The sequence below is a fragment of the Streptomyces sp. NPDC047869 genome, assembly GCF_040704065.1.
Classification (GTDB): domain Bacteria; phylum Actinomycetota; class Actinomycetes; order Streptomycetales; family Streptomycetaceae; genus Streptomyces.
This window is the reverse complement of sequence record NZ_JBEYRK010000028.1, coordinates 24,750-49,923: the sequence shown is the minus strand read 5'-3', so window position 1 is coordinate 49,923 and position 25,174 is coordinate 24,750. Positions and strand designations below refer to the sequence as shown.

The following is a 25,174-nucleotide window of genomic DNA, read 5'->3' as shown; positions in this document are numbered from 1 at the left end:
TTACAAACAGCAACCGCTCTGCCACTCAGGCAGTCAGACGTTGCACAGCATTCGAACCGTCAGAGCATCAACACCGTCACGGAGTACGCCACACCGCACTCAACGGGGAGCGCATATGTACATCAGGGGCGACCACGCCGAGCTGGTCGTCGGGGGCCGCCTCGACGTCCGCAGCGCGGCGGACGCCCGTACGGCCCTGCACTCGGCCGTCGACGGCGGAGTCGGCGACCTGGTGCTCGACCTGTCCGAACTGGACTCCTGGGACGCCACCGGACTCGGCGTGATCATGGGAGCCCACCGGCGGGCCGGCCGCTGCGGGCGCCGCCTGGTGCTGCGCCGTGTCCCGCCGCAGATGCAGCGGCTGCTGGTCGCCACCCGGCTGCACCGCATCCTCGCCATCGAGGGCGGCATCGGGGTCGAGTCCCTGCCCCGGGTGTAACACGCGATCAGGGGTGAACGGGGCGACGGGGGAGACCCGGGCGCAGCTCCCGTACCGCACCTCGAGGGCAATCCTCACCGGACCGTGACGTCTCGGGCCGCGCGGCACCCCGCCCTGTCGTGGATACTGTGCGAAGGCTTAGGGTTCGGTCGCCCGCTGCCTGAAGCAACCCTCGAGCGGGCCCGGACCAGAAGCGACAGCGCGGTGTGCAGCAGGCCGGGAGGGGCCGGTACTTGAGAGCACACGACGCTTTTGGGGGGCTTGAACCCATGGACCCGATCACTCCGGGACCCGAGGAGCACGGCCAGGCTCTCAGCCGCCGTCCGCCCCGGGAATCCCTCACCTCCGACTTCGGCCAGAGCACGCCCGCGATCGTCCGCACGGCGCAGGTCGTCTCCGGCGAATTCCTGCTCACCGTCAACCCGGTGGACGGCAGCGAGATAGAACCCTGCCCGCCGCATCAGAGGCCCGAACGGCCCCGCAAGCGCACGCCCGCCGAACGCGCCGAGACCGAACGCGCCGCCCGGCCGCCCGTGCCGCCCGGCCCCGCGCTGCCCGCGCTCTCCCTGCTGGAGCGTCAGGACGAACGCGAACGCCTGGTCCGGCTGCTCGCCCGTGGCCGCTCGGTGCGGCTCACCGGCCCCGGCGGCTCCGGCCGCACCGCCCTGCTCGACCTCGTCGCCGAGGACTGCGCGGACCTCGCGCCCGACGGCGTGGTCCGGCTCACCGGCTTCCACCGCACCGCCGCCGACCTCCTCCACGACCTGTTCCACGCCGTTCACGAGGCCCCGGCACACCGCCCAGAACAGAACGAACTGGTCACTCTGGTCCGGGAGATCGGCGCGGTCGTCGTCGTGGACGACCTGGAGTTCGGCGGCACCGCCCTGGACGAACTGCTCGACGCCACCCCCGAGTGCGCCTTCCTGCTCGCCGCCACCCCGGACGTGCCCGGGCCCGGCGCCGGCTCCGAGGTCGAGGAGGTCTTCCTCGGCGGTCTGGACCGCGCGGCCGGCGTGGAGATCCTGGAGCGGGCCGTCGGCCGTGTCCTCACCGAGGAGGAGGCCAACTGGGCCGGTGACCTCTGGTTCGAGTCCGAGGGACTGCCACTGCGCTTCGTACAGGCCGGCGCGCTGCTCCGGCAGCGCGACCAGCTCCGCGCCAGCACCGGTGCGGTGGACGAGTACGGCGTCTTCGAGGATCTGCGGCCCCCGGTCGAGGAGGAGTTCGACGCCGGTGAGGGCGAACAGGTGGCCCTGCCGTCCCTCGGCGAGGCCGCCGCGCCCGCCCCGCTGCTCGCCGCCCGGCTGAGCGCCTCCGCCCGCGCCACCCTCCGCCTCGCGGTGGCGCTCGGCGGTGAGGTGCCGCACCAGGCGCATCTGCCGGCCCTGGTCGGCGACACCCACGCCGACGCCGCGCTCGGGGAACTCGCGGGCTGCGGACTGGTCTCCGCGGTCGGTTCCCGCTACCGGCTCGCGGCCGGTGTGCAGGCCCAGCTCGAGGCCGCCGGGTACGACGCCGAGGTCCCCGCAGAGGCCCGCGCGGCCGCCGAGCACTACGCCTGGTGGGCCGGTCACCCCTCGGTCACCCCCGAGCGGGTGTGCGCCGAGGCCGACGCGGTCCTCGCCGCGCTCGCCATGGTGGTGCCGGCCACGGAGCCCGCCGCCGAGGGCGAGGAGAGCGTCGCGGTACGGCTCGCCCGCACCGCCGCGCCGGCCTTCGCCGCCGGACTGCACTGGAGCGCCTGGGAACGCTCGCTGCGCTCCGGCGCCGAGGCCTCCCGGCTCGCCGGCGATGTCGCCGAACAGGTCTACTTCCACCACGAGTTGGGCGTCCTCGCGCTCTGCGGCGGGCAGCTCGACCGGGCCCGTGCCGAGCTGGAGACCTCGGGCGGCCTGCGCGGGGCGCTGGCCGACAAGCGGGGCGCCGTCGCCGGGCGCCGCACGCTGGCGCTGGTCGCCGACCTCGCCGGCGAGGCGCCCGGGGCGGCGGCCATGGCCGGCGAGGAGGTGCCCGACGCGCGCCACGAGGAGTCCGCGTCACCGACCGGCGGAGTGCACGCCGTCCGTTCGGCGCCGTCCGGCCCGGCCGGCGAACCCCTGATCACCCGCCGGTCCCCGGCCGCGGTGACCGGCGGCGGCATCCGCCGACTGGCCCGCCGCAATCTGGTCGCGGCCGGTTCCGGGGCGCTGCTCGTCGCCGTGCTCGGCACGGTCGTCACGCTCGGCATGACCTCCGAGCAGAACGCCGACCGGAACCCGGCCGGCACGGTCGACGTCAACCCGTCGGTGAGCCAGGACATCGACGACGGCGGCCTGGGCGCCGCCCCGGAGAAGGACCACGACGGCGACGCCGGCCCCGGAACGGTCTCCAGCAGCCCGACCAACCCCGGCCCCGACGGCACCTACGGCACCTCGGACGACCCGGCCCCGCCGGAGGAGAGCTCCGGCCCGTCGTCCCGTCCGAGCGCCACCAAGGGTTCGGACGGCGGGGGCACGACGCCGAAGCCGAGCAGGAGCACGCCCAGGCCGGGCTCGCCGACGCCCACGCCGACCAGGACCACCCCGTCGAGCAGCCCGCCGCCCAGCTCCACCGCGCCGGGGTCCCCGTCCCCGTCCGCCAGCCCGTCCTCGTCGCCGGGGACGTCCACCTCGGCGAGCGGCCCGGCGTCCGGTGCCCCGGCGGTGTCGGGCGGCGCGGCGAGCGCACCGCGGGCCGGTGGCCAGGGCGCCGTGATGTGACCCTTCCCGCCCCACGCGCGAGGGCCGGTTCCCCGGGGGAACCGGCCCTCGGCCGTGTCGGTGTCGCCGCGGCTCAGAACAGCCGCAGCTTGTCGTCCTCGATGCCGCGCATGGCGTCGTAGTCCAGGATCTGGCAGTTGATGCCGCGGTCCGTGGCGAGGACCCGCGCCTGCGGCTTGATCTCCTGGGCGGCGAAGACACCGCGGACCGGGGCCAGATGCGGGTCGCGGTTCAGCAGTTCGAGGTAGCGGGTGAGCTGCTCGACGCCGTCGATCTCGCCGCGCCGCTTGATCTCGACGGCGACCGTCCCGCCGTCCGCGTCCCGGCACAGGATGTCCACCGGGCCGATCGCGGTCATGTACTCGCGGCGGATGAGCGTGTAGCCCTCGCCGAGCGTCTCGATGCGGTCGGCGAGCAGCTCCTGCAGGTGCGCCTCCACGCCGTCCTTGATCAGACCGGGGTCCACACCGAGTTCGTGCGAGGAGTCGTGGAGGATCTCCTCCATCGTGATGATCAGTTTCTCGCCCGCTTTGTTGATCACCGTCCACACGCCGTCGTCGTCACCCGCGCCCTCCTTGAGCGTGCAGGGCGGCGACATCCAGTTGAGGGGCTTGTACGCCCGGTCGTCCGCGTGGATGGAGACGCTGCCGTCCGCCTTGACCAGGATCAGGCGGGGCGCCGAGGGCAGGTGGGCGGTGAGCCGGCCGGCGTAGTCGACCGAGCATCGGGCAATGACGAGACGCATGGTCGGCAACGCTACTCGACACCCGGTGGTGCACGCGATTCGCCCTCCTTCCGCCGACCCCACCGGCACCGCGGGTCCGGGGAACCACCCCTTTTATCCCTGGAAACTCCTGTTCAACTCTGGCCGATTGTGTGCCCAAAGGGACCGCTCCATATACGCAATCTGCTGGTGTGGTCACCGACCGTTGCCTACCGTAGAGAACGGGAGGTCGCGGTCCGTGTACCCAGCGTGTTCGATATCGCGAACTCCCTCGTCTGTCCGGCAACCCCTGCTCGGCGGGGGTGCGAGAGGAGAACCCATGTCGCTCGACGTCTCACCGGCCCTACTCGAACAGGCCGAGCGAGGCGAGGTCGACGAAGCAGCATTCGTCGACTGCGTCCGGACCTCCCTGCCCTATGCGTGGGAGATGATCAGCTCCCTGGTGGCTCAGCTGAAGGTGGACGGCGGACCCTTCGCCGACAACCAGACGCCCCCGCCGGACGAGCAGGCGCGGGGTCAGCTGCTGCGTGCGCTCGCGAGTGACGCCATACGCGGTGCGCTGCAGCGGCACTTCGGTGTACGGCTGGCCTTCCAGAACTGCCACCGGGTGGCGGTGTTCCCGCTGGACGACTCGGTGAACGAGACGCTGGCCCGCTTCACCTCGGTGCGCAACCAGTTGCTGAACCAGTCGCCGGAGCTCCGGGACTGCTGACGCGACGACACCCGGCTGCTGACACAGTGAGCCGCTCGCTTGCCGCTCCACCCGGGGGAGGTGCATACGTACTGGGGCGGCAAGCACCCCGGGGCTCCAGGGACCCGGCGGCCCGTCAGCGAAGCTGGGGCAGCACCTCGGCGCCCAGCCGCCGCACGTTCTCCTCCGTCGCCGCGAGATCGCCCGAACCCTCGACGAGGAGGGCGAAACGGGAGATCCCGGTGCGCTCCGAGGTCGCCGCGAGCCGGTCGGCGGCCAGCCGCGGGGTGCCCACCGGGTGCAGCCCGCAGAGCAGTTCGGTGTAGGCGAGCGGGTCGCGCATCGAGCGTGCCCGGCCGTCCACCGTCACATGGGCCTCAAGGCCCTGTTTCAGCCAGCCCGGCATCGCCTTCAGCAGGGTCTCCACCGCGTCGGTGCGCCGGTCCGCGAGCTGGCAGACGCCCGCCGAGACATGGGCCGCGCCCGCGATCTCTTCCGGGGGCCGGCCGGCGGCCCGCGCGGACCGCCGCCACAGGGCGACCATCTCGGCCTTTTCCTCGTCGCCGATGTGCATCCCGAGCAGCATCGGCAGTCCGCGTTCGGCCGCCAGCCGCACCGTGGCCGGTGAGGTGCAGGCGACGACGACCTCCGGGCCGGGGGTCTCCGTCAGCCCCTCCGAGGGGCGGGGCACGACGGGCACCTCCCGGAAGGAGAAGCGTTCGCCCGAAGCCGCGACGGACGGTTCTCGCAGCCAGCGCACCAGCAGATCGAGTGATTCCGGGAACCCTCGCTCGTACGCCTCCAGACTCGCGCCGAACACCTCCAGGTCCACCCAGGGGCCGCCGCGTCCCACGCCCAGCGTGAACCGCCCGCCGCTCGTCAGGTGCAGCAGCGCGGCCTGTTCGCCGAGCGCGACCGGGTGCGCGGTGGGCAGCACGCTGACCGCGGTGCCGACCCGGACGCGCTCGGTGCGCCCGAGCAGCAGGGCGGCCAGGGTGACCGCGGAGGGACATGTGCCGTACGGCACGAAGTGGTGCTCGGCCAGCCACACTGTGTCGAGTCCGGCCTGCTCGGCGACCTCCGCCGAGCGGACCGCACGGTGCAGTGCCTCCCCGGGACCCTGGCCCGGGAACTGGGCCGCCAGCACAAAGCTTCCTACGCGCATCGCTCTTCCTGCTTCCTTGGCTCCGACCGGAGCTCCCCCACCCGGCATAACCGTCTGACACGTGCCGAGGACACGGCCTGGCGGGGAGATTGGCGGATTGTCTGCAGAATGCGCCCCTTGGCGGGGGCACTTGTGCGGTTCGGAGCGCTACGCGTACCCGTACCGGCGCCGCGTACGCTGGACGCGGCCCGTGCTTCCTGTATAGCTCCGAGAGGTGTCCCGTGTCCCCGCGTCGCAACCGACCGAAGGCAGCCGGATCGTCCGGCCTGAGCGCCGAGGACGATCAGGCCGGCCGGTACGGCGGATGGCAGTCCTCGGAGAGCTGGCGGGGCGAGGAGTGGAGCGTGCGCCATGTCGCGGGGGCGAGCGCCGAGGGCAAGACCTACCGCTGCCCGGGCTGCGACCAGCTCATCCCCTCCGCCGTCCCGCACGTGGTGGCCTGGCCCGAGCATTCGGGCGTGGACGACCGCCGCCACTGGCACAAGGCGTGCTGGAACGCGAAGGACCGCCGCACCACGAGGGTGCAGCGGTCCCGTAACGCGCCGAGGTTCTGAACCCCGGGAACTCAGACGTCCCGGCTCTGCAGCAGCGCGTAGGCGCCCGCGTAGGCGGCGGCGGTCACGCCCAGCATGATCCACAGCGGGTCCCAGCCCGACGGGCCGGAGTGGCTCAGGGTGTTGTCGTAGAACACGCCCATCTGGCTCGGGATCGAGTACTCCAGCAGCGCCGTCTGCACCTTCTCGAGCGACGACGCGTTCATGAACAGCGCCATCACCAGCGGGACGAGCACCGCGCCGATCATGATGGTGATGGCGCCCGCCGAGTGCCGGATCATCGAGCCGACGAGCAGCGACAGCAGTCCGAGCAGCGCGATGTAGAGGCTGATGCCGAACGTCGCCTTCAGCCATTCCCCGGTGGACGGGCTCTTCGCGCCCTGGCCGTCCAGCATGGACGCCTGGAGCATCGCCACGAAGGACACCACCGCCAGCGTCACCACGAAGGCGAGCACGAAGAACACGATCGCCTTGGCCGCCAGCACCCGGCCCCGGCTCGGGCACGCGGTCATCGTCGTACGGATCATGCCCGTGCCGTACTCGGACGCCGTGGTCAGCACGCCGAGCGTGATGATGCACATCATGCCGATCAGCAGGCCGAAGAAGCCGAGGGTCAGCGGGCTCTGGCCGCCCAGGTCGCCGGAGCCCCGGACCGCCACACCGGCCAGCAGGCCGATGCCGACCACGAGCACGACGAAGACGCCGAGCGTCCACATCGTCGAGCGCACCGACTTGATCTTGGTCCATTCGGAGGCCAGCGCGTGCCCGAGATGGGTGCGCACGACGGGGATCGGCGAGCTGTAGCCGGGGTGGTTCCCGCCGGGTGCCGCCTGCCATTCGGGCGCGGCGGGGGCCTGCGGCATCGGGGGCTGGTGGGTGCTCATCGGGCGTCCTCGGGCTGGGTCGGGTCGGCGGCCGGGGCCGCGGGTGCGGACTGGGACGGTTCGGCGGCCGGGGCCGGGGGAGCGGCCACCGGCGGCTGCGGCTGCGGCTGCGGCTGCGGCTGCGGGACCGGCGGGGCCTGGGGCGCCTGCGCGGCGGGGGCGGCGTACGGGTTGGGTGCGCCCGCGCCGGGTGCCCCGTAGGCGCCCGCGGGCGCACCACCGTACGGCCCCGGGGGCGCCTGCATCGCGAACGGGTGGCCACCCGCCTGCGGCGGCGGCGGGGCGTACCAGCCGGGCTGCCCCTGACCGGGAACCGGCACGGGCGGCTGGGCGCCGGGCGGCAGCGGCTGCTGCAGCCCCGCCTTCTGGTCGATGGTGGAGCGGTAGTCGACGGCGCCCTGCGTCATCCGCATGTACGCCTCCTCCAGCGAGGCCTGGTGCGGCGACAGTTCCCACAGCCGTACGTCCGCCTCGTGCGCGAGGTCGCTGATGCGGGGCAGCGGCAGCCCGGTGACGCGCAGCGCGCCGTCCTGCTCCGGCAGCACATGGCCGCCCGCCTCGGTGAGCGCGGAGGACAGCTTCTCGCGGAGCTGCGGCTCGGTGTCGGGGGTGCGGACGCGGGCGAAGTCGGCGGAGTTGGCGGAGATGAACTCCGTCACGCTCATGTCCGCGAGGAGCTGGCCGCGCCCGATGACGATGAGGTGGTCGGCGGTCAGCGCCATCTCGCTCATCAGGTGCGAGGAGACGAAGACGGTACGGCCCTCGGCGGCCAGCGCCTTCATCAGGTTGCGCACCCAGAGGATGCCCTCGGGGTCGAGGCCGTTGACCGGCTCGTCGAAGAGCAGCACCTGGGGGTCGCCGAGCAGGGCGGCGGCGATGCCGAGCCGCTGGCCCATGCCCAGCGAGAAGCCCTTGGACCGCTTCTTCGCCACTTCCTGGAGGCCGACGACCCCGAGCACCTCGTCCACCCGGCGGGCCGGGATGCCGGAGAGCTGGGCGAGGCTGAGCAGATGGCTGCGGGCGGACCGGCCGCCGTGCACCGCCTTGGCGTCGAGCAGGGCGCCGACCTGGCGGGGGGCGTTGGGCAGCCTGCGGTAGGGGTAGCCGCCGATGGTCACCGTGCCGGACGTCGGATTGTCCAGCCCGAGGATCATCCGCATGGTGGTGGACTTGCCCGAGCCGTTGGGCCCGAGGAAGCCGGTCACCGCTCCCGGTCGCACCTGGAAGGAAAGGTTGTACACGGCGGTCTTGTCGCCGTAGCGCTTGGTCAGGCCGACAGCCTCGATCATGCTCCGCACCCATCGAAAGGTTCAGGACAGCGGGGCACACGCCCCCGTAAGGGTTAGGAGGATATCCGGGCGCTGACGGTTCCGGCCAAGGAAAAGTAAAGCCAGGGCATCACTCATCGTGATCAAAGCGACTCACTGGGCGTCCCGCCGCTTCAGCAGGGCGTACCCGCCCGCGAGCGCCGCGGCCACCCACAGCGCCATGATCCCGAGCCCGCCCCAGGGTCCGTAGGGCGTGTCGTCACCGATCCGCGGCACCACCTGCATGATCCGGCTGCCGGCCTGGTCGGGCAGGAAGCGGCCGACCTTCTTGGTGGCGTCCACGTTGCCGAGGATGTTGGAGACCAGGAAGAAGAACGGCATGAGGATGCCGAGCGAGAGCAGCGGCGAGCGCAGCATCGTGGCGACGCCCATGGAGAACATCGCGATCAGCGTCATGTAGAGGCTGCCGCCGATCACCGCGCGCAGCACACCGGGGTCGGCGAGGTGGGTGCGCAGGGAGCCCAGCATCGCCTGCCCGAGGAAGAACGCGGCGAAGCTGGTGGCCATGCCGACCACCAGCGCGAGCGCGGTGGCCACGGCGATCTTGCCGAACAGGAAGGTGCCCCGCTGCGGCACGGCGGCCAGCGATACCCGGATCATGCCGGTGCTGTACTCGTTGGAGACGACGAGCACCCCGAACACGATCATGGCGAGCTGGCCGAGGGTCATGCCCGCGAAGCTGACCACGGTGGCGTCGAAGGAGAGCCGCTCGCGCACCGGCATGTTGTCGAACTGGCTGCGCGTCAGCGCGGAGATGAGCATCCCGAGGGCCAGCGTGACCAGTACGGCCAGCGAGAGTGTCCACACCGTGGACGAGACGGACCGGATCTTGGTCCACTCGGACCGGATCACCTGTGCGGCGGCCATGCTCAGGCTCCCTTCCAGCCGGCGCCCCAGTCCTGCGGGACCCGGGCGGTGGGCTCGGCGTGCGCGTGGTACTCCACCGACTCGGCCGTCAGCCGCATGAACGCCTCCTCCAGCGAGGCCTGCTGCGGGCTCAGCTCGTGCAGCACGATCCCGTTCCGGGCGGCCAGCTCCCCGATCCGCTCGGCCTTGCCGCCCTCCACCTCCAGCGTGCCGCCGCCCGCCTCGACGACGGTGACACCACCCTCGTGCAGCACGTCGAGGAGCCGCTCGCGCTGTGGCGTGCGGATGCGCACGTAGGCCCGGGAGTGCTGCCGGATGAAGTCGGCCATGGAGGTGTCGGCGAGCAGCCGCCCCTGCCCGATGACCACCAGATGCTCGGCGGTCAGCGCCATCTCGCTCATCAGATGGCTGGAGCAGAACACCGTCCGTCCCTGAGCGGCCAGCGACTTCATCAGGGTCCGGATCCAGTGGATGCCTTCGGGGTCGAGCCCGTTGACCGGCTCGTCGAACATCAGGATCCGCGGGTCGCCGAGCAGCGCGCCCGCGATGCCCAGCCGCTGGCCCATGCCGTACGAGAACCCCTTGGCCTTCTTCCGCGCCACGGCGGTGAGCCCGACGGCGTCGAGCACCTCGGCCACCCGGCGCGCGGGGATGCCGTTGCTCTGCGCCAGACAGAGCAGGTGGTTGTAGGCGCTGCGGCCGCCGTGCACCGCCTTGGCGTCGAGCAGCGCACCGATCGAGGTGAGGGGATCCTTGAGCTGTTCGTAGTGCCGGCCGTCGATGCGCACGTCACCGGCGGTGGGCCGGTCGAGTCCGAGGATCATCCGCATGGTCGTCGACTTCCCGGCGCCGTTGGGCCCCAGAAAACCCGTCACGATGCCCGGGCGCACGGTGAAGGTGAGGTGATCCACCGCCACCTTCTCGCCGTACCGCTTGGTCAGCCCCTCGAGCTCGATCATGCGGCCACGCTAGGACGGGGTCCGGGGCCCTGCCACTCGGGCGGCCGGCTCGGTCCACGGCCGTGCGCCCGGTCAGCGGGAGGGCCGGCGGATCCGGATGGGCCCGCGGGCCGGCGCGGGATCGACAGGAGCCCCGCGCTGGGTTATCTCCACCTCTCCCCGGGCCGCGAGCCGGGCCGCGGCCCGGCGGACGGGTTCCATCAGCTCCCGCCAGCCGTCGTCGTCCGAACGGTGGACCGCGCGGGCCACGTCCGACGGACAGACCGAGGCGCCCCGCGCTCTGCGGTCCAGCAGTTCGAGGACGGCGTCCTCCATGGACCGGTCGGTGTCGGGCATGCGGCGGACCCCTTCCCTGTGCCAGGGCCGGACGGCCGGCACCCGGTTCCGGTCCGCCCCGGCCCCGCACTCTTCCGCCAGGCTACGCGCACACGGAAAGGGGCGGCGGGACACGTCCCACCGCCCCTCACCGGGTCGCTCGACTAGCGGGTCTGCTGCGCCGGGACACCCCGGGAGACCGACTCGTCCTCGGCCGGCGAACCGGCGGCGGCCACCGCGGCACCGGTCAGCGTGGCGAGCATCTCGCGGACGTTCGTGAGCTGGGCGTTGATGGAGTCGCGGCGGTTGGTGAGGGCCGCGAGCTCGCGCTCGGACTCCGAACGGATCCGGTCGGCCTTGGCGTTGGCGTCGGCCACGATGTCCTCGGCCTGACGCTGGGCCGTCTCCACCGTCTGGCGGGCGCGGCGCTCGGCGTCGGTGCGCAGCTTCTCCGCCTCCAGACGGAGCTGCTCGGCGCGGTGCTCGATCTCCGCGAGACGCTTTTCCGCCTTCTGCTGACGCGAGGCCAGGTCGCGCTCGGACTGCTCGCGGCGCTTGGCGAGGTTCGTCTCGAAGTCGGCGGCGGCCTGCGCGGCCTTGGCACGGGTCTCCTCGAAGAGGGCGTCCGCCTCCTCGCGCTTGGACTGCGCGTCCTTCTGCGCGTCGGTACGGAGCTGCGCGGCCTCGCCCTTGGCCTTCTCGACGATCCGGACGCCCTCGTCCTCGGCCTTGGCCTTGCGCTCGGCGGCGAAGGACTCGGCGTCGTTGCGGACCTGTTGGGCCGCCGACTCGGCCAGCTCGCGGTGCTGCTCGGCCGCGCGCCGGGCCTCATCGCGCAGGTCCTTGGCCTCTTCCTCGGCCAGACGCAGGATCTTCTCGACCCGCGCCCCGAGACCCGCGTACGACGGCTCGGCATCGGTGACCTGGGCCTGCGCGTTCTGCGTCTCGAGGTGCAGCTCCTCGATGCGTTTCTCCAGCGCGGTGATGCGGGAGAGGGCGCTGTCACGGTCGGAGACGAGCTTGGAGATGCGTTCGTCCACCTGAGCGCGGTCGTACCCACGCCGCACAAGCTCGAAGCCGTAGGGGGAAGTGTCGCTCATGGGGTTCCTGTCGAATGAGACCGGTGAGGTGATAGGTGGAATCCTAGGCGCCGAAGCGGTGTGTCATCGAGCGGATACGTGTTTGATCTGGAGAATGACACCTCTTTCGGGTGGCTGATCACGGGACGGCTTGCCAAAGACCTGGGCAAAGCGCCCAGAAGACACCTCAAGCCTTCCCGTTTGCTAGCCCTCCGACGACTTGCCACCCGATCGGGGGGAACCGACCGTCGCACCCGCCTTGACCCCGTTGTCCTTGCCGGCCCCCGGGGCCTCGAAGGACTCCAGCGCCTCAAGGACGTCCTGGACCCGGGAGATCTCGGTGTTGATGTCCTCGCGGCGGCGCACCAGCAGCTCCAGCTCCCGCTTGCCCTCCTCGACCGTGCGCCGGGCCTCCTCGACCGCCTCGGCCTTGAGCTGCTCGGCCTCCTTGACCAGCGAGGCCTTCTTCTGCTCGGCCTCCTTGAGCAGCCCCTCCGCCTTCTTGACGGCGGCGATGCGAACCTTGCCGGCCTCGGAGCTGGCCTCCGACACCAGCTCCTTGGCCTTCGCCTGCGCCTCGGCGAGCTGTTCCTCGGCCGCCTTGATCAGCGCGTCGCAGCGGTCGCCGGTCGACTTCATCGTCTCGGCGGCCTCCCGGCGGGCCCGCTCGTGCAGCTCCTCGATCTCCGTGGTGATCCGTTCGCGCAGCTCCTCCGCGCGCTCGCGGATCGCGGTCGCGTCCCGGCGGGCACCGACCAGCAGCTCGTCCGCGTCCGTGCGGGCCTTCTCCACCCGGGAGTTGCCCTCGACGGTCGCCTCGGACACGATCCGGTCGGCCTCGCTGCGGGCCGCGCCCACCATCGTGTCGGCCTGCGACTCCGCGTCCGCCGTGGTCTTCTGCGCCTGCTGCTGCGCCTCGGTGAGCAGCTTGTCGGCCTCGGCCGTGGTCTCCGTGATGAGCGTGTCGACCTGCTCGGCCGCCTCCGAACGCCGCTTGTTGGCCTCCTTGCGCGCCTCGTCCAGGGTGCGCTCCGCCTCCTCGCGCGCGGCCCCGGCCAGCCGCTCGGCCTCGGCCTGCGCGTCCGCCCGCAGCCGCTCGGCCTCGGCACGCAGCCGCTCCGCGTGCGCCTGCGCCGAACCGACCGTCTCGGCGGCCTCGGCGCGCAGCCGTTCGGCCTCGCCGGTGGCGTCCCCGACGAGCTGCTCGGCCTTCGCGACGGCCTCGGCCCGGACCCGGTCCGCCTCCGTGACCGCCTCGGCGCGCACCCGCTCGGCCTCGGCGGCCGTCTCGGTCTGCAGCCGCTCCGCCTCGGCGGTGGCCTCGGTGATGAGCGTGTCCACCTGGGCCGCCGCGTCCGAACGGATGCGGTTGGCGTCCTCCCGGGCGTCCGCCCGGGTGCGGGCGGCGGCCTGGTCGGCCTCGGCGAGCGCGTCCGACGCCTCGGTGCGCACCCGCTGGGCGTGCGCGGACGAGTCCGCGCGCAGCCGGTCGGACTCCGCGATCGCCTCCGCGACCGTGCGCTCGGCGAGCGCCTTCGCGGCCTCCGCCTCCTCGTTCGCCTCCCGCCGCAGCCGCGAGGCGTCCTCGCCGGCCCGCTCCCGCTCGGCGTAGGCGTCGGAGCGGACCCGGTCCGCCTCCTCCTCGGCCTCCCGCTTCGTACGGTCGGCCGCGTGCTCGGCGGCCGAGCGCAGCCCGGTGATCTCCGCCTGCGCCTGCTCGTGCAGCCCGGCGACGGAGTCCCGCACCTGCTGGGCGTGCTGCTCGGCGGCGGACACCATCTCGGTGGCGCGCCGGTCGGCCTCCTCGACCAGCCGGGTCGCCTCGGTCTGCGCGTCCTCCACCCGCCTGCGGGCCGAGGCCAGCAGTTCCTCGCTCTGCTCGCGGGCCCGTTCGCGCTCCTGGTCGGCCTCGGACCGCGCGGCACCGAGCAGTTCCTCGGCCTCCCGGCGGCGCCGGGCCGCCTCCTCCTGCGCGGCGGCCAGCGTCTCGGACGCCTCGGTGCCGAGCCGCTCGGCGGCGGCCTGAGCCTCCGCGCGGACCCGGTCGGCGGTGTCCTGGGCCTCCACCTTCAGCCGCTCGGCCTCGGTCGCGGCCTCCGTGCGCAGCCGTACGGCGACGGCCTCGCCCTCGGCGCGCGAGGCGGACGCGTCCGACGCGGCCTCGTTGCGCAGCCGTTCGGCCTCGTCCTCGGCCTGCTGCTGGAGCGTACGGATCCGCTCGGCGGCCTCGGCGCGCAGCCGCTCGCCCTCCTCGGCGGCCTCCCGGCGGATCCGGGCGGCCTCCTGCCGGGCCTCGTCCAGGGCCTGTTCGGCCGACGCCAGCCGCTCCTGGGCCTCGGTCTGCAGCCGGGTCAGCTCCTCGGCGGCCTCGGCGCGCCGCGCCTCGACCGCCCGCTCGGTCTCCTCGCGCAGGTCGCGCGCGGCGCGTTCGGCGTCCGCCTTCAGCGCGTCGGACTGCTCGACGACCTCCGCGCGGTGCCGCTCGGCCTCCTTGCGGGTGCGCTCCAGGGTCTCCTCGGCCTGCCGGCGCAGCGTGGTGGCCCGCTCGATGGCCTCGGTGCGCACCTTCTCGCTGTCCGAGGTGGCCTTCTGGCGCAGCTCGTCGGCGTCCGCCTTGGCCTTGGCGAGCAGCTCCTCGGCGGATTTGGCCGCCTCCTCGATCTGCGCCACGGCCTCCCGGCGGGCCTCGGCGCGGATGGACTCGCCCTCCGCGACCGCGTCGGCGCGCAGCTGCTCGGCCTCGCCGCGCAGCCGGCGCGCCTCCTCCTGCAGCTCGACCGTCTTGGCGCGGTACTCCTTGGTGTCGTCCTTCGCCGCGCCCTTGAGCTGCTCGGCGATGTCGTGCGCCTCGGAGCGCAGCCTGTCCGCCTCGGCCTCGGCCTCCCGGCGGACCCGCTCGGCCTCCTCGGCCGCGGCCTTGATGGTCTTCCTGGCGTCCTCCGAGGCCTTGTCGAGGACGTCCTCGGCGGTCCGGGCCGCCTTCGACAGCTGGGTCGCCGTCTCCTCGGCGGTGACGCTGCGTGCCTTCTCGCCGGCCTCGGCGACGATCTTCTCGGCCTCGGCACGTGCGTCCGCGACCAGCTGCTCGGCCTCGGACTTGGTGTTCTCGGCCTCCTTGGTGGCCTCCTCGACCAGCCGGGCGACCTGCTCCTTGGCGGTACGGGTACGGGTCTCGTTGGCGGCCTCGGCGCCGGCCAGCGCCTTGGCGGCCGCCTCCTTGGCCTCGGTGACCAGCTTCTCCGCCTCGGACTGCGCCTTGCGCAGCGCCTCCTCGGCCTCCGCCATGCGCTGCTCGGCGGCCCGGCTCAGCTCGGTGGACTGCCGACGGGCGGCGTCCGACTCGCTGGCGGTGGAGGTGCGCAGCTGCTCGGCGTGGTCGGTGGCCTCCTGCGCCTGCGTGGAGGCGGCGTTCAGCAGCCGTTCGGCGTCGGTGCGGGCACGGCGCAGGATCTGGTCGGCCTCGGCGCGCGCGGCCTCCGCGTCGCTCTGCAGCCGCTCGCGGGCCTCCCGGGTCAGCCGCTCGGCCTCCGCGCGGGCGGCGGCCATGGCCTGCTCGGCCTCGGCGCGGGACTCGTCCAGCAGCCGGCGGGCCTGCGACTCGGTGCGGGCGCGCAGCTGCTCCGCCCACGCCACGTTCTCGTTGACGTGCGACTCGACGGTCTGCCGCCGTTCGGCCAGCTCCTGGTCGAGCTGCTGCCGGCGGGTGACCGCCTCCTGGTGCAGCTCGGTCTGGAGCCGGGCGGCCTGCTCGGCGTGCTCCTGCAGGATGCGCTGGGTCTGCGCGCGGGCCTGGCTCAGCTCCCGCTCGGCGTCCTGGCGCAGCTGGTCGGCCTGCATCTGGGCATTGCGGAGCAACTGCTCGGCCTGATAGCCGATGTCACCGCCGTCATAGGCGGGCCGGGTCATCAGGGTGCGGCGCGCCTCGTGCAGCTTGGCGCGCAGCACCTCGACCTGGTAGCCGAGGTCCTCGGCGTGCTGGATCGCCTTTTCCCGCTCGGTCCTCAGCCGCTTCATCTCGGCCTCGAACCGAGAGAGGTGGTCGACGTCAGCCGCCGGCTCTCGCTCCTGGCTCTCGTAGCCCCGCACTGCGCGGTCCCATCCGTCCCCTGGTGAGCTTCTCCAACGAGCACCGTCCATCCGCCGGACGGGGCCCCCGGGGAATGGTGTCAGATCAACGGCGGAGCACGGGCTGCTGCCCCGACGCTCGTCCCCCGAAACCCGGACCCCGGCATGCGGTCGCCCCGGTTGTGAGGACGACCGCCCCCAACCCTACCGGCCCATATGTACGAGGGTCAGTGCTCAGGTGACTCAACCGGGGCCGAAGTGACCAGTTCTGTCAGGACACCGTGGCAATCCTTCGGGTGCAGGAAGGTGATCCGCGACCCCATGGAGCCGCGTCGTGGCTCGTCGTACAGAACGCGTACGCCCTTGCCCCTGATGGAGTCGGCGTCCGCGTCGACGTCCGCCGTGCCGAAGGCGATGTGGTGGACGCCCTGGCCGTTCTTCGCCAGCCACTTGCCGACCGCGGAGTCCTCGCGGGTGGGTTCGAGCAGCTGGAGGTAGGAGGCGCCGCCGTCGGACGTCTCGTTGATCTTGAGCATGGCCTCGCGCACGCCCTGTTCCTCGTTGACCTCGGTGTGGAACACCTCGAAGCCGTACGTGGCCCGGTAGAACTCGACAGTGGCGTCGAGGTCGTGGCAGGCGATCCCGATGTGGTCGATTCGCGTCAGCATGGATTCAGTGCAGCGCCACCGGCGTGGTTACGCAACGTGCGCGCGATCACACCGACGGGCCGATGACGGCACGGAGTGCCGCTCAGTACATTCGAAGTAAACCCTCGTTCACTCCTCGGCTGTGCAGGCCGGTAAGGGGATCGCAGCTCATGTCTTCTGGAACACCCGGTACGACCAGCTCGGTGATCGTCGCGGGCGCGCGCACGCCCATGGGGCGGCTGCTGGGCTCGCTGAAGTCCTTCTCGGGAGCCGACCTCGGCGGCTTCGCGATCAAGGCCGCCCTCGACCGTGCGGGGATCGGCGGCGACCAGGTGCAGTACGTGATCATGGGTCAGGTGCTGCAGGCCGGCGCGGGGCAGATCCCGGCCCGCCAGGCCGCGGTCAAGGCCGGCATTCCCATGAACGTCCCGGCGCTCACCATCAACAAGGTGTGCCTCTCGGGCCTGGACGCGATCGCGCTGGCCGACCAGCTGATCCGTGCGGGTGAGTTCGACATCGTGGTGGCCGGCGGCCAGGAGTCCATGACCAACGCCCCGCACCTGCTGCCGAAGTCCCGTGAGGGCTACAAGTACGGTGCCGTCGAGGTGCTCGACGCCATGGCCCACGACGGCCTGACCGACTCCTTCGAGAACATCGCCATGGGCGAGTCGACGGAGAAGCACAACACGCGCCTCGGCATCAAGCGCCCCGAGCAGGACGAGATCGCCGCCCTGTCGCACCAGCGGGCCGCCGCCGCGCAGAAGAACGGCATCTTCGAGGCCGAGATCACCCCGGTCGAGATCCCGCAGCGCAAGGGCGAGCCGGTCCTCTTCAGCAAGGACGAGGGCATCCGCGGCGACACCACCGCGGAGTCGCTGGGCAAGCTTCGGCCCGCCTTCGCCAAGGACGGCACGATCACCGCCGGGACCTCCTCGCAGATCTCGGACGGCGCCGCGGCCGTGGTCGTGATGAGCAAGGCCAAGGCGCAGGAGCTGGGCCTGGAGTGGCTCGCCGAGATCGGCGCGCACGGCAATGTGGCCGGCCCGGACAACTCCCTGCAGTCCCAGCCGTCCAACGCCATCCAGCACGCCCTCAAGAAGGAGGGCCTGGAGGTCTCCGACCTCGACCTCGTCGAGATCAACGAGGCCTTCGCGGCGGTCGCGGTCCAGTCAATGAAGGACCTGGGCGTTTCCACGGAAAAGGTGAACGTCAACGGCGGCGCCATCGCGCTCGGTCACCCGATCGGCATGTCCGGCGCCCGGCTCGTGCTGCACTTGGCGCTGGAGCTCAAGCGCCGGGGCGGCGGGGTCGGCGCGGCCGCGCTGTGCGGTGGCGGCGGTCAGGGTGACGCCCTGATCGTGCGGGTACCGAAGGCCTGAGTTCGAAGTCGAGTCGGTGAAGTGAACGGAGCTGTTTGATGCAGGACGTCTCCTCTCTGGTGGCCCAGGCCAGGGAAGGCCGGCCGCGGGCCGTGGCCCGGCTGATCTCCTTGGTGGAGGGGGCGTCCCCGCAACTCAGGGAGGTCATGGCGGCACTCGCGCCGCTGACCGGCAACGCCTACGTGGTGGGCCTGACCGGCTCGCCCGGCGTCGGCAAGTCGACCTCCACCTCCGCCCTCGTCACGGCGTACCGCAAGCAGGGCAGGCGGGTCGGCGTCCTGGCCGTCGACCCGTCGTCCCCGTTCTCCGGGGGCGCCCTTCTGGGTGACCGTGTCCGCATGTCGGACCACGCCTCCGACCCCGGTGTCTACATCCGCTCGATGGCCACCCGGGGGCACCTGGGCGGTCTGGCCTGGGCGGCGCCTCAGGCGATCCGCGTGCTGGACGCGGCGGGCTGCGACGTGATCCTGGTGGAGACGGTCGGCGTCGGCCAGTCCGAGGTGGAGATCGCCTCCCAGGCGGACACGTCGGTGGTGCTGCTGGCCCCGGGCATGGGTGACGGCATCCAGGCGGCGAAGGCCGGAATCCTCGAGATCGGCGACGTCTACGTCGTCAACAAGGCCGACCGTGACGGCGCCGACGCCACGGCCCGCGAACTGAACCACATGCTGGGCCTCGGCGAGGCCCGCGGTCCCGGTGACTGGCGCCCGCCCATCGTCAAGACGGTCGCGGCCCGCGCCGAGGGCGTGGACGAGGTGGTGGAGGCCCTGGAGAAGCACCGGGCCTGGATGGAGGAGCACGGCGTCCTGGCCGAGCGCCGCAGGGCCCGCGCGGCCCGCGAGGTGGAGACCATCGCGGTCACGGCCCTGCGCGAGCGGATCGGGGACCTCCACGGCGACCGCCGGCTCAGCGCCCTCGCCGAGCGCATCGTGGCGGGCGGCCTGGACCCCTACCGTGCGGCTGACGAACTGGTGGCGGGCCTGACGGAGGGCTGACCGCCGGGCGTCCGGGCTGTGGTCCCCGGGGCGCGGCCACGGGCCGCGCCCCGGGGACCACCGCGGTCAGGGGCGCCCCCGCTGGTCCCTCAGGTGCTCGGCGATCGGCTTGAGCGCCTTGTCCAGCTCGGTCAGCGCTTCGGGCGACAGCAGGTCTATGAAGTGCCTGCGCACCGACGACACGTGATGCGGCGCGACCTTCCGCATCGTCTCCATGCCGTGCTCCGTCAGTACGGCGTACAGCCCCCGCCGGTCGGACTCGCAGTTCTCGCGCCGGACCAGGTTCGCGTTCTCCATCCGCGTGATCTGGTGCGAGAGCCGGCTCTTCGACTGCAGCGTGGCGGACGCCAGGTCGCTCATGCGCATCCGCACGTCGTCCGACTCGGACAGATTCACAAGAATCTCGTAGTCGTTCATCGTCAGGCCGAACGGCTGCAGATCTTTTTCGAGCTGGTACGTCAACAGCCTGTTGACCTCCAGGTGGGTGCGCCAGGCGCACTGCTCCGCATCGGTCAGCCAGCGCGTGGCCGTCTCGGTCTCCATGAATGAAGTCTACCTAAGAAGTTGAATGGCGAACTACTTCGGATGGTGTGACGGTGCGCACGCGTTCGAGCCGTCACACTCCGCAGACTACCGCTCACAGCCCGAAGCGACGTTGGAGGTCCCCGAGCTGTCCGGGAAGGCGCGGTGCGCCCGACGATTGCGGACCGTGTCCACCCGGTGCCGCTCCGCCACCGCCGGGAACCCCCGGTTCGGGCGGAACCACCCCTGTCGCCTGCTCCGCCATAAGCGTCTCAGTCGACTGCAGCAGGACCGTCCCGGCGCCCACGAACTCGAACTGGTGCTCCTCGCCGGAAGCCCCGCCCAGGCCCGTCATCGCACGTAGACCGCCCATGACACCCGTCAGATACCCGTGGTCGTAGTGATGACACGGTGACGGGCAGTCGGCCCACCCGACCAGCGCCTGGGGGTCCACCCGGATCGGGGGTTCCAGGAACACCACCGGACCGTTAGATGCGGCCACGAACTTTCCGGTTCCGATGAGTGTCAGAAAACCTGGCACGATCGACTGCTTGAGCGCGAGACTTGGCTGAAAAGCGAGCAGATTGCCCGCGCGAATGGTCAAGTTCCCGTCGTCCAGGTCATAGGAGTTGACGTCGAAAGCCCGGTCGGCCAGCAGCATCTTCCCGGAGCCGGCCGCCACGACCCAGTCGCTCGCGTGCAGTGGCGAATGGAACGACGTACGGACAAGTCGGTCGAGTCGGCCGTGCCCGATGCCGTTGAACTCGATCGCCCCGTAGTAGGCGATCATCTTCCCCTTCTGCAGGAACCACTCCCCGCCCTTGAGCTCGACGCAGAACGTGTACTTGTTCACGTTGTCGTCGGCGGGCAGGGTCAGCGGGTCGTGCACCACGGGGCCGCCGGGGGTTCCGTACGCGCTCACAGCTTCTCCTCCGAGGCCTGGACGTACACCGTGCCGCTGCCGCTCAGCTCCAGCTGGAACGCCTCCCCGGAGCCGCGGCCCACCATGTCCCGCCAGCCGAGCGCGGTGGACAGCTTGTTGCGCACATCGCCGTGGTGGGCGACGTAGGCCTGCGGATCCACGTGCACCGGGCGCTGCGGGGTGATCGGGATCTCGAAGACGCCGCCGTGCGCCATCACGGCCACCGAGCCCTGGCCCTGGAGGGTGGTGGTGAACAGGCCCTGCCCGGTGACCTGGCCGCGCACCAGGCCCATCACCCCGCCCTGGGAACCCATGAACATCGTGCCCTGCCGGAGCGTGCCCTCGAAGGCGAGCAGCCGGTCGGCCTCGACGTAGAGGGTGTCCCCGGTGAGACCGATGACGTGGACGTGGTGGCCGCCGTGCCCGAAGAAGACCGTGCCGCTGCCCTCGACGGACATCAGCGGGGTCGCCTCGCCGGCCACCCGGCGCCCGATCATGGACATCAGCCCGCCCTGGCCGCCCTGGACGTTGGGGGTGAAGGACACCTCCCCCCGGTAGGCGAGCATCGCCCCGCGCTGGCTGAACAGCCGCTGCCCGGGCAGCACGGTCGCCTCGATCATCTTGGTGTTGATCTCCCGGAAGGTCATCTCACAGGTCCCCCGCGATCGTGTTGCGTTCGCTCGGCTGGACGTACACCAGCCCGTCGCCCTCGAAGCGGATCTGGAAGGCCTCGCCGCCGCCCTCCCCGAAGAGGGTGCGGAACGTCACACCGGACTGGAAGGTCTGCCGTACATCGCCCTGGTGGGCGATGTACGCGCCCGGGTCGACGATCAGCGGGTACTGCGGGCTGACCCGGAGCACCACCGCCGGGCCGTCCGACATGATGGCCGCCTGCCCGTGGCCCTCGACGGTCGTCGTGAACAGCCCGTTGCCCTGCGAGGCGCCGCGCAGCCCGGTGAATGTCGTGCCCGTGCGCAGCCCCGCGTCGGTCGCGAGCAGGTTGCTCGATTCGACGTAGAGCTTGTCCCCCTGCAGGCCGACCAGGTTGATCTCCGAGGCCCGGTCCGCGAACCAGCAGGTCCCCTGCCCCCTCACCTCCATCACCGTCATCTGCTCGCCGGTGAGCCGCCGGGTCACCATCCCGCGCAGCCCCTCGCCGCCGCCGCTCAGCTTCTTGAAGGTCATCTGCCCGTCGTACGCGACCATCGAGCCGTTCTTCGCCTTGACGGCGTCCCCGGTCATGTCGACGGCGAGCACCTTGCTTCCTTGAAGTCGGAACATCGCCACGGAGGGAAAGTAGCGGCGAGCCGGGTGGAGGGAACAGGGCCCGTGGGTGGAGAACGACCCTGAGCGCACCCCCAGGGGTGTGGTTTGCCAGAATGGGGTCAGCTTGTGCGTGTGTTCACAAAGCAGCCGGCCCGTCGTCGCAACTTCCACCGAAGGTGATCCGTGGACATCAAGACCGCCTCCGCCCTCCGCCGCCTCCGCCTGGTCTCCGCCCCGGAGGCCGTGTCCTTCCTGGTCCTGCTCCTCTGCTCGGTGCTGAAGCGGACCACGGACTTCAACGCGGTGCCCGTGATGGGGGCGGTCCACGGCGTGCTGTTCGTGCTGTACGTCCTCTTCTGGGCGGACGCCTGGAACCGTGCCAAGTGGAGCTTCGGCACCGCCGCCCTCTACTTCGTCCTCTCCGTCCTGCCCACCGGCGGCTTCTTCGCGGAGCGCAGGCTGCGCCGCGAGGCCGAGAGCGCCGTCATCGCCGCCCGGGCCCGCAAGGAAGGGGTCGTGAAGGCATGATCGTCGCCTTCTCCGTGACGCCCCTCGGCGTCGGCGAGGACGTCGGGGAGTACGTCGCCGACGCCGTCCGCGTGGTCCGCGAGTCGGGGCTGCCCAACCGCACCGACGCCATGTTCACCTCCGTCGAGGGGGAGTGGGACGAGGTCATGGACGTCGTCCGGAGGGCCGTCGCCGCGGTGGAGGCGCGGGCGCCGCGCGTCTCGCTCGTCCTCAAGGCGGACATCCGGCCCGGCGTGACCGACGGCCTGACCTCCAAGGTCGAGACCGTGGAACGGCACCTCGCGGACTGACCCGTCCCGCGTCCGTGGCCACCGGGTGACCGAAAGCCGAGACGGGGCTGACCGGCATATGACCGGCCGGTAAGGTCTGCTGACGTGCCCAAGCCTCTCAGCCTCCCCTTCGACCCCATCGCACGCGCCGACGAGCTCTGGAAGCAGCGCTGGGGAAACGTGCCCGCGATGGCCGCGATCACCTCGATCATGCGGGCGCAGCAGATCCTGCTGGCCGAGGTCGATGCGGTGGTCAAGCCGTACGGACTGACCTTCGCGCGCTACGAGGCGCTGGTGCTGCTCACCTTCTCCAAGGCCGGCGAGCTGCCGATGTCCAAGATCGGTGAGCGGCTCATGGTGCATCCCACGTCGGTGACGAACACCGTGGACCGGCTGGTCAGGTCCGGTCTGGTGGCCAAGCGCCCCAACCCCAACGACGGCCGCGGCACGCTCGCCGTCATCACCGACAGGGGTCGTGAGGTGGTCGACGCGGCCACCCGTGACCTGATGGCGATGGACTTCGGCCTCGGGGCCTACGACGCCGAGGAGTGCGCGGAGATCTTCGCCATGCTGCGCCCGCTGCGGATCGCGGCGCACGACTTCACCGAGGGGTGACCCGGGGCAAGATCTCCCGGAACGGGCGGTTACGCTCGACGGCATGAAGAAGAGCGTGCTGACCCGCTACCGGGTCCTGGCCTACGTCACCGGTGTGCTGCTGGTCCTGCTGTGCCTGAGCATGATCGCGAAGTACGGACTGGGCATGGACGGCGCCGCCGACGTCACCCGGGTCGTCGCCATCGCGCACGGGTGGCTGTACGTCGTCTATCTGATCTTCGCCTTCGACCTGGGTTCCAAGGCGAAGTGGCCGGTCGGCAAGCAGCTCTGGGTGCTGCTCGCGGGCACGATCCCGACGGCCGCCTTCTTCGTGGAGCGCAGGATCAGCCGCGAGCTGGAGGGCAAGGTCACGGACCGGGCCCCGGCCGTCGCCAAGGCCTGAGCGCAAGCCTCGTAGCGCCGCCGTACGCCACCCGTACGGCGGTGTTCTCGTGGTCGTGACCCAGTTGGCATCGACATTTACTAGGACGTCCAAGTAAATTCGATGGTATGGACGCTCACGCCATCGAGGAAGGCCGCCGGCGCTGGCAGGCCCGCTACGACGCCGCGCGCAAGCGCGACGCAGACTTCACCACGCTCTCCGGCGACCCCGTGGAGCCGGTGTACGGACCCCGGCAGGGGGACGCGTACGAGGGATTCGAGCGGATCGGGTGGCCCGGGGAGTACCCCTTCACGCGCGGGCTCCATCCGACCGGCTACCGCGGCCGCACCTGGACGATCCGGCAGTTCGCCGGGTTCGGCAACGCCGAGCAGACCAACGAGCGGTACAAGATGATCCTCGCCGCGGGCGGCGGCGGTCTGTCCGTGGCCTTCGACATGCCGACGCTCATGGGGCGCGACTCCGACGACCCGCGCTCGCTCGGTGAGGTCGGGCACTGCGGCGTGGCCGTCGACTCGGCCGCCGACATGGAGGTCCTGTTCAAGGACATCCCGCTCGGCGACGTGACCACCTCCATGACGATCAGCGGGCCCGCGGTGCCCGTCTTCTGCATGTACCTGGTCGCCGCCGAGCGGCAGGGCGTGGCCCCGTCGGTCCTCAACGGCACGCTGCAGACCGACATCTTCAAGGAGTACATCGCCCAGAAGGAGTGGCTCTTCCAGCCGGAGCCCCATCTGCGGCTGATCGGCGACCTGATGGAGTACTGCGCGGCCGGCATCCCCGCGTACAAGCCGCTGTCCGTCTCCGGCTACCACATCCGCGAGGCGGGGGCCACGGCCGCGCAGGAGCTGGCGTACACGCTCGCCGACGGCTTCGGCTACGTCGAACTGGGCCTGAGCCGCGGGCTCGACGTGGACGTCTTCGCGCCGGGCCTGTCCTTTTTCTTCGACGCGCACGTCGATTTCTTCGAGGAGATCGCCAAGTTCCGGGCGGCCCGGCGGATCTGGGCCCGGTGGATGCGCGACGTGTACGGCGCGAAGAGCGAGAAGGCGCAGTGGCTGCGCTTCCACACGCAGACGGCGGGTGTCTCGCTGACCGCCCAGCAGCCGTACAACAACGTGGTGCGCACGGCCGTGGAGGCGCTGGCCGCCGTGCTCGGCGGCACCAACTCGCTGCACACCAACGCGCTGGACGAGACGCTGGCGCTGCCCAGCGAGCAGGCCGCCGAGATCGCGCTGCGCACCCAGCAGGTGCTGATGGAGGAGACCGGCGTCGCCAACGTGGCGGACCCGCTGGGCGGTTCCTGGTACATCGAGCAGCTCACGGACCGGATCGAGGCGGACGCGGAGAAGATCTTCGAACAGATCAAGGAGCGGGGGCTCAGGGCGCACCCGGACGGGCAGCACCCCATCGGGCCGATCACCTCCGGGATCCTGCGCGGGATCGAGGACGGCTGGTTCACCGGCGAGATCGCCGAGTCCGCCTTCCGCTACCAGCGGGCCCTGGAGAAGGGCGAGAAGCGGGTCGTGGGCGTCAACGTCGCCACCGGATCGGTCACCGGGGACCTCGAGATCCTTCGGGTCAGCCACGAGGTGGAGCGGGAGCAGGTCCGCGTCCTGGGCGAGCGGAAGACGGCGCGGGACGAGGCCGCGGTGCGCGCCGCCCTCGCCGACATGCTGAACGCCGCCCGGTCCGGGGCGAACATGATCGAGCCGATGCTCGACGCCGTACGGGCCGAGGCGACCCTGGGCGAGATCTGCGGGGTGCTGCGGGACGAGTGGGGGGTGTACACGGAACCGGCGGGGTTCTAGCCGCCGTCGCCCGCCGCGGGCGCCTCCGGGGGG

General features: G+C 71.7%; 25 protein-coding genes. 11 read left to right on the top strand and 14 right to left on the bottom strand.

The window, feature by feature from the left end:
• Positions 1 to 115: 115 nt before the first annotated feature.
• Together AB0924_RS29160 and AB0924_RS29155 are read left to right on the top strand one after the other, a co-directional pair.
• Positions 116 to 439: an STAS domain-containing protein gene (locus AB0924_RS29160; RefSeq protein WP_190013268.1), complete on the top strand. Its 324-nt coding sequence runs from the start codon at positions 116 to 118 to the stop codon at positions 437 to 439.
• A 269-nt stretch (positions 440 to 708) separates the two neighbouring features.
• Positions 709 to 3,177: an ATP-binding protein gene (locus AB0924_RS29155; RefSeq protein WP_366912948.1), complete on the top strand. Its 2,469-nt coding sequence runs from the start codon at positions 709 to 711 to the stop codon at positions 3,175 to 3,177.
• Positions 3,178 to 3,250: 73 nt separating this feature from the next.
• On the opposite strand, the gene nucS is transcribed toward AB0924_RS29155, so the two are convergent.
• Positions 3,251 to 3,922, bottom strand: a complete 672-nt coding sequence (gene nucS / locus AB0924_RS29150) for an endonuclease NucS (RefSeq protein ID WP_358935984.1) — start codon at positions 3,920 to 3,922, stop codon at positions 3,251 to 3,253.
• Positions 3,923 to 4,220: 298 nt separating this feature from the next.
• Between nucS and AB0924_RS29145 the strand changes: the two genes are divergently transcribed.
• Complete coding sequence (locus tag AB0924_RS29145) at positions 4,221 to 4,613, top strand: SCO5389 family protein (RefSeq protein WP_351672356.1); 393 nt, start codon at positions 4,221 to 4,223, stop codon at positions 4,611 to 4,613.
• A gap of 115 nt (positions 4,614 to 4,728) precedes the next feature.
• Here AB0924_RS29145 and AB0924_RS29140 read toward each other — a convergent pair whose 3' ends face one another.
• Positions 4,729 to 5,757, bottom strand: a complete 1,029-nt coding sequence (locus tag AB0924_RS29140) for an LLM class flavin-dependent oxidoreductase (RefSeq protein WP_358935987.1) — start codon at positions 5,755 to 5,757, stop codon at positions 4,729 to 4,731.
• Between the two features lie 221 nt (positions 5,758 to 5,978).
• Here AB0924_RS29140 and AB0924_RS29135 point away from each other — a divergent pair, with 221 nt between their 5' ends.
• Positions 5,979 to 6,311: an ATP/GTP-binding protein gene (locus AB0924_RS29135; protein ID WP_358935989.1), complete on the top strand. Its 333-nt coding sequence runs from the start codon at positions 5,979 to 5,981 to the stop codon at positions 6,309 to 6,311.
• Positions 6,312 to 6,322: 11 nt separating this feature from the next.
• On the opposite strand, the gene AB0924_RS29130 is transcribed toward AB0924_RS29135, so the two are convergent.
• The 8 genes from AB0924_RS29130 to mce form a co-directional block, all read right to left on the bottom strand.
• Positions 6,323 to 7,195, bottom strand: coding sequence for an ABC transporter permease subunit (locus tag AB0924_RS29130; protein WP_358935991.1), 873 nt, complete (start codon positions 7,193 to 7,195; stop codon positions 6,323 to 6,325).
• Positions 7,192 to 8,484, bottom strand: coding sequence for an ABC transporter ATP-binding protein (locus AB0924_RS29125; protein WP_366912947.1), 1,293 nt, complete (start codon positions 8,482 to 8,484; stop codon positions 7,192 to 7,194). The genes AB0924_RS29130 and AB0924_RS29125 overlap by 4 nt, the downstream gene beginning before the upstream one ends.
• Before the next feature lie 132 nt (positions 8,485 to 8,616).
• Positions 8,617 to 9,390, bottom strand: a complete 774-nt coding sequence (locus tag AB0924_RS29120) for an ABC transporter permease subunit (RefSeq protein ID WP_358935995.1) — start codon at positions 9,388 to 9,390, stop codon at positions 8,617 to 8,619.
• A 2-nt stretch (positions 9,391 to 9,392) separates the two neighbouring features.
• On the bottom strand, positions 9,393 to 10,349 hold the full coding sequence (locus tag AB0924_RS29115; RefSeq protein ID WP_358935997.1) for an ATP-binding cassette domain-containing protein: 957 nt from the start codon (positions 10,347 to 10,349) through the stop codon (positions 9,393 to 9,395).
• 72 nt (positions 10,350 to 10,421) lie between these two features.
• On the bottom strand, positions 10,422 to 10,685 hold the full coding sequence (locus tag AB0924_RS29110; RefSeq protein ID WP_358935999.1) for a DUF3253 domain-containing protein: 264 nt from the start codon (positions 10,683 to 10,685) through the stop codon (positions 10,422 to 10,424).
• A gap of 143 nt (positions 10,686 to 10,828) precedes the next feature.
• A complete protein-coding gene (locus AB0924_RS29105) occupies positions 10,829 to 11,764 on the bottom strand; it encodes a cellulose-binding protein (protein WP_358936001.1) in 936 nt (311 codons plus the stop codon).
• A 183-nt stretch (positions 11,765 to 11,947) separates the two neighbouring features.
• On the bottom strand, positions 11,948 to 15,829 hold the full coding sequence (gene scy, locus AB0924_RS29100) for a polarized growth protein Scy (RefSeq protein WP_358936003.1): 3,882 nt from the start codon (positions 15,827 to 15,829) through the stop codon (positions 11,948 to 11,950).
• Positions 15,830 to 16,035: 206 nt separating this feature from the next.
• Positions 16,036 to 16,476 (bottom strand): methylmalonyl-CoA epimerase, encoded by a 441-nt coding sequence (gene mce, locus AB0924_RS29095; RefSeq protein WP_366912946.1) that lies wholly within the window; start codon positions 16,474 to 16,476, stop codon positions 16,036 to 16,038.
• A 149-nt stretch (positions 16,477 to 16,625) separates the two neighbouring features.
• On the opposite strand from mce, the gene AB0924_RS29090 reads away from it, so the two are divergent.
• Both AB0924_RS29090 and meaB read left to right on the top strand, forming a co-directional pair.
• On the top strand, positions 16,626 to 17,834 hold the full coding sequence (locus tag AB0924_RS29090; RefSeq protein ID WP_358936007.1) for an acetyl-CoA C-acetyltransferase: 1,209 nt from the start codon (positions 16,626 to 16,628) through the stop codon (positions 17,832 to 17,834).
• 38 nt (positions 17,835 to 17,872) lie between these two features.
• A complete protein-coding gene (gene meaB / locus AB0924_RS29085; protein WP_358936009.1) occupies positions 17,873 to 18,829 on the top strand; it encodes a methylmalonyl Co-A mutase-associated GTPase MeaB in 957 nt (318 codons plus the stop codon).
• A gap of 66 nt (positions 18,830 to 18,895) precedes the next feature.
• Here the strand turns inward: meaB and AB0924_RS29080 are convergent, their stop codons facing one another.
• From AB0924_RS29080 to AB0924_RS29065, 4 genes are all read right to left on the bottom strand, one after another.
• Entirely contained in the window at positions 18,896 to 19,372 is a 477-nt protein-coding gene (locus AB0924_RS29080) for a MarR family transcriptional regulator (RefSeq protein ID WP_358936011.1), read from the bottom strand.
• Between the two features lie 94 nt (positions 19,373 to 19,466).
• Positions 19,467 to 20,273, bottom strand: coding sequence for an AIM24 family protein (locus tag AB0924_RS29075; protein ID WP_358936013.1), 807 nt, complete (start codon positions 20,271 to 20,273; stop codon positions 19,467 to 19,469).
• The gene (locus AB0924_RS29070; RefSeq protein WP_358936015.1) at positions 20,270 to 20,920 is read right to left on the bottom strand and encodes an AIM24 family protein; all 651 of its coding nucleotides are present in this window, start codon (positions 20,918 to 20,920) and stop codon (positions 20,270 to 20,272) included. The genes AB0924_RS29075 and AB0924_RS29070 overlap by 4 nt, the downstream gene beginning before the upstream one ends.
• A 1-nt stretch (position 20,921) precedes the next feature.
• A complete protein-coding gene (locus AB0924_RS29065; protein WP_366912978.1) occupies positions 20,922 to 21,554 on the bottom strand; it encodes an AIM24 family protein in 633 nt (210 codons plus the stop codon).
• 168 nt (positions 21,555 to 21,722) lie between these two features.
• On the opposite strand from AB0924_RS29065, the gene AB0924_RS29060 reads away from it, so the two are divergent.
• The 5 genes from AB0924_RS29060 (at position 21,723) to AB0924_RS29040 (ending at position 25,141) form a co-directional block, all read left to right on the top strand.
• Positions 21,723 to 22,067: a DUF3817 domain-containing protein gene (locus AB0924_RS29060; protein ID WP_366912945.1), complete on the top strand. Its 345-nt coding sequence runs from the start codon at positions 21,723 to 21,725 to the stop codon at positions 22,065 to 22,067.
• Positions 22,064 to 22,357 (top strand): MTH1187 family thiamine-binding protein, encoded by a 294-nt coding sequence (locus AB0924_RS29055; RefSeq protein WP_137308723.1) that lies wholly within the window; start codon positions 22,064 to 22,066, stop codon positions 22,355 to 22,357. The genes AB0924_RS29060 and AB0924_RS29055 overlap by 4 nt, the downstream gene beginning before the upstream one ends.
• Positions 22,358 to 22,441: 84 nt before the next feature.
• Entirely contained in the window at positions 22,442 to 22,951 is a 510-nt protein-coding gene (locus AB0924_RS29050; RefSeq protein ID WP_358936021.1) for a MarR family transcriptional regulator, read from the top strand.
• 43 nt (positions 22,952 to 22,994) lie between these two features.
• Positions 22,995 to 23,333 (top strand): DUF3817 domain-containing protein, encoded by a 339-nt coding sequence (locus AB0924_RS29045; RefSeq protein WP_358936023.1) that lies wholly within the window; start codon positions 22,995 to 22,997, stop codon positions 23,331 to 23,333.
• Positions 23,334 to 23,440: 107 nt separating this feature from the next.
• Positions 23,441 to 25,141: a methylmalonyl-CoA mutase family protein gene (locus AB0924_RS29040; RefSeq protein ID WP_358936025.1), complete on the top strand. Its 1,701-nt coding sequence runs from the start codon at positions 23,441 to 23,443 to the stop codon at positions 25,139 to 25,141.
• Positions 25,142 to 25,174 lie beyond the last annotated feature (33 nt).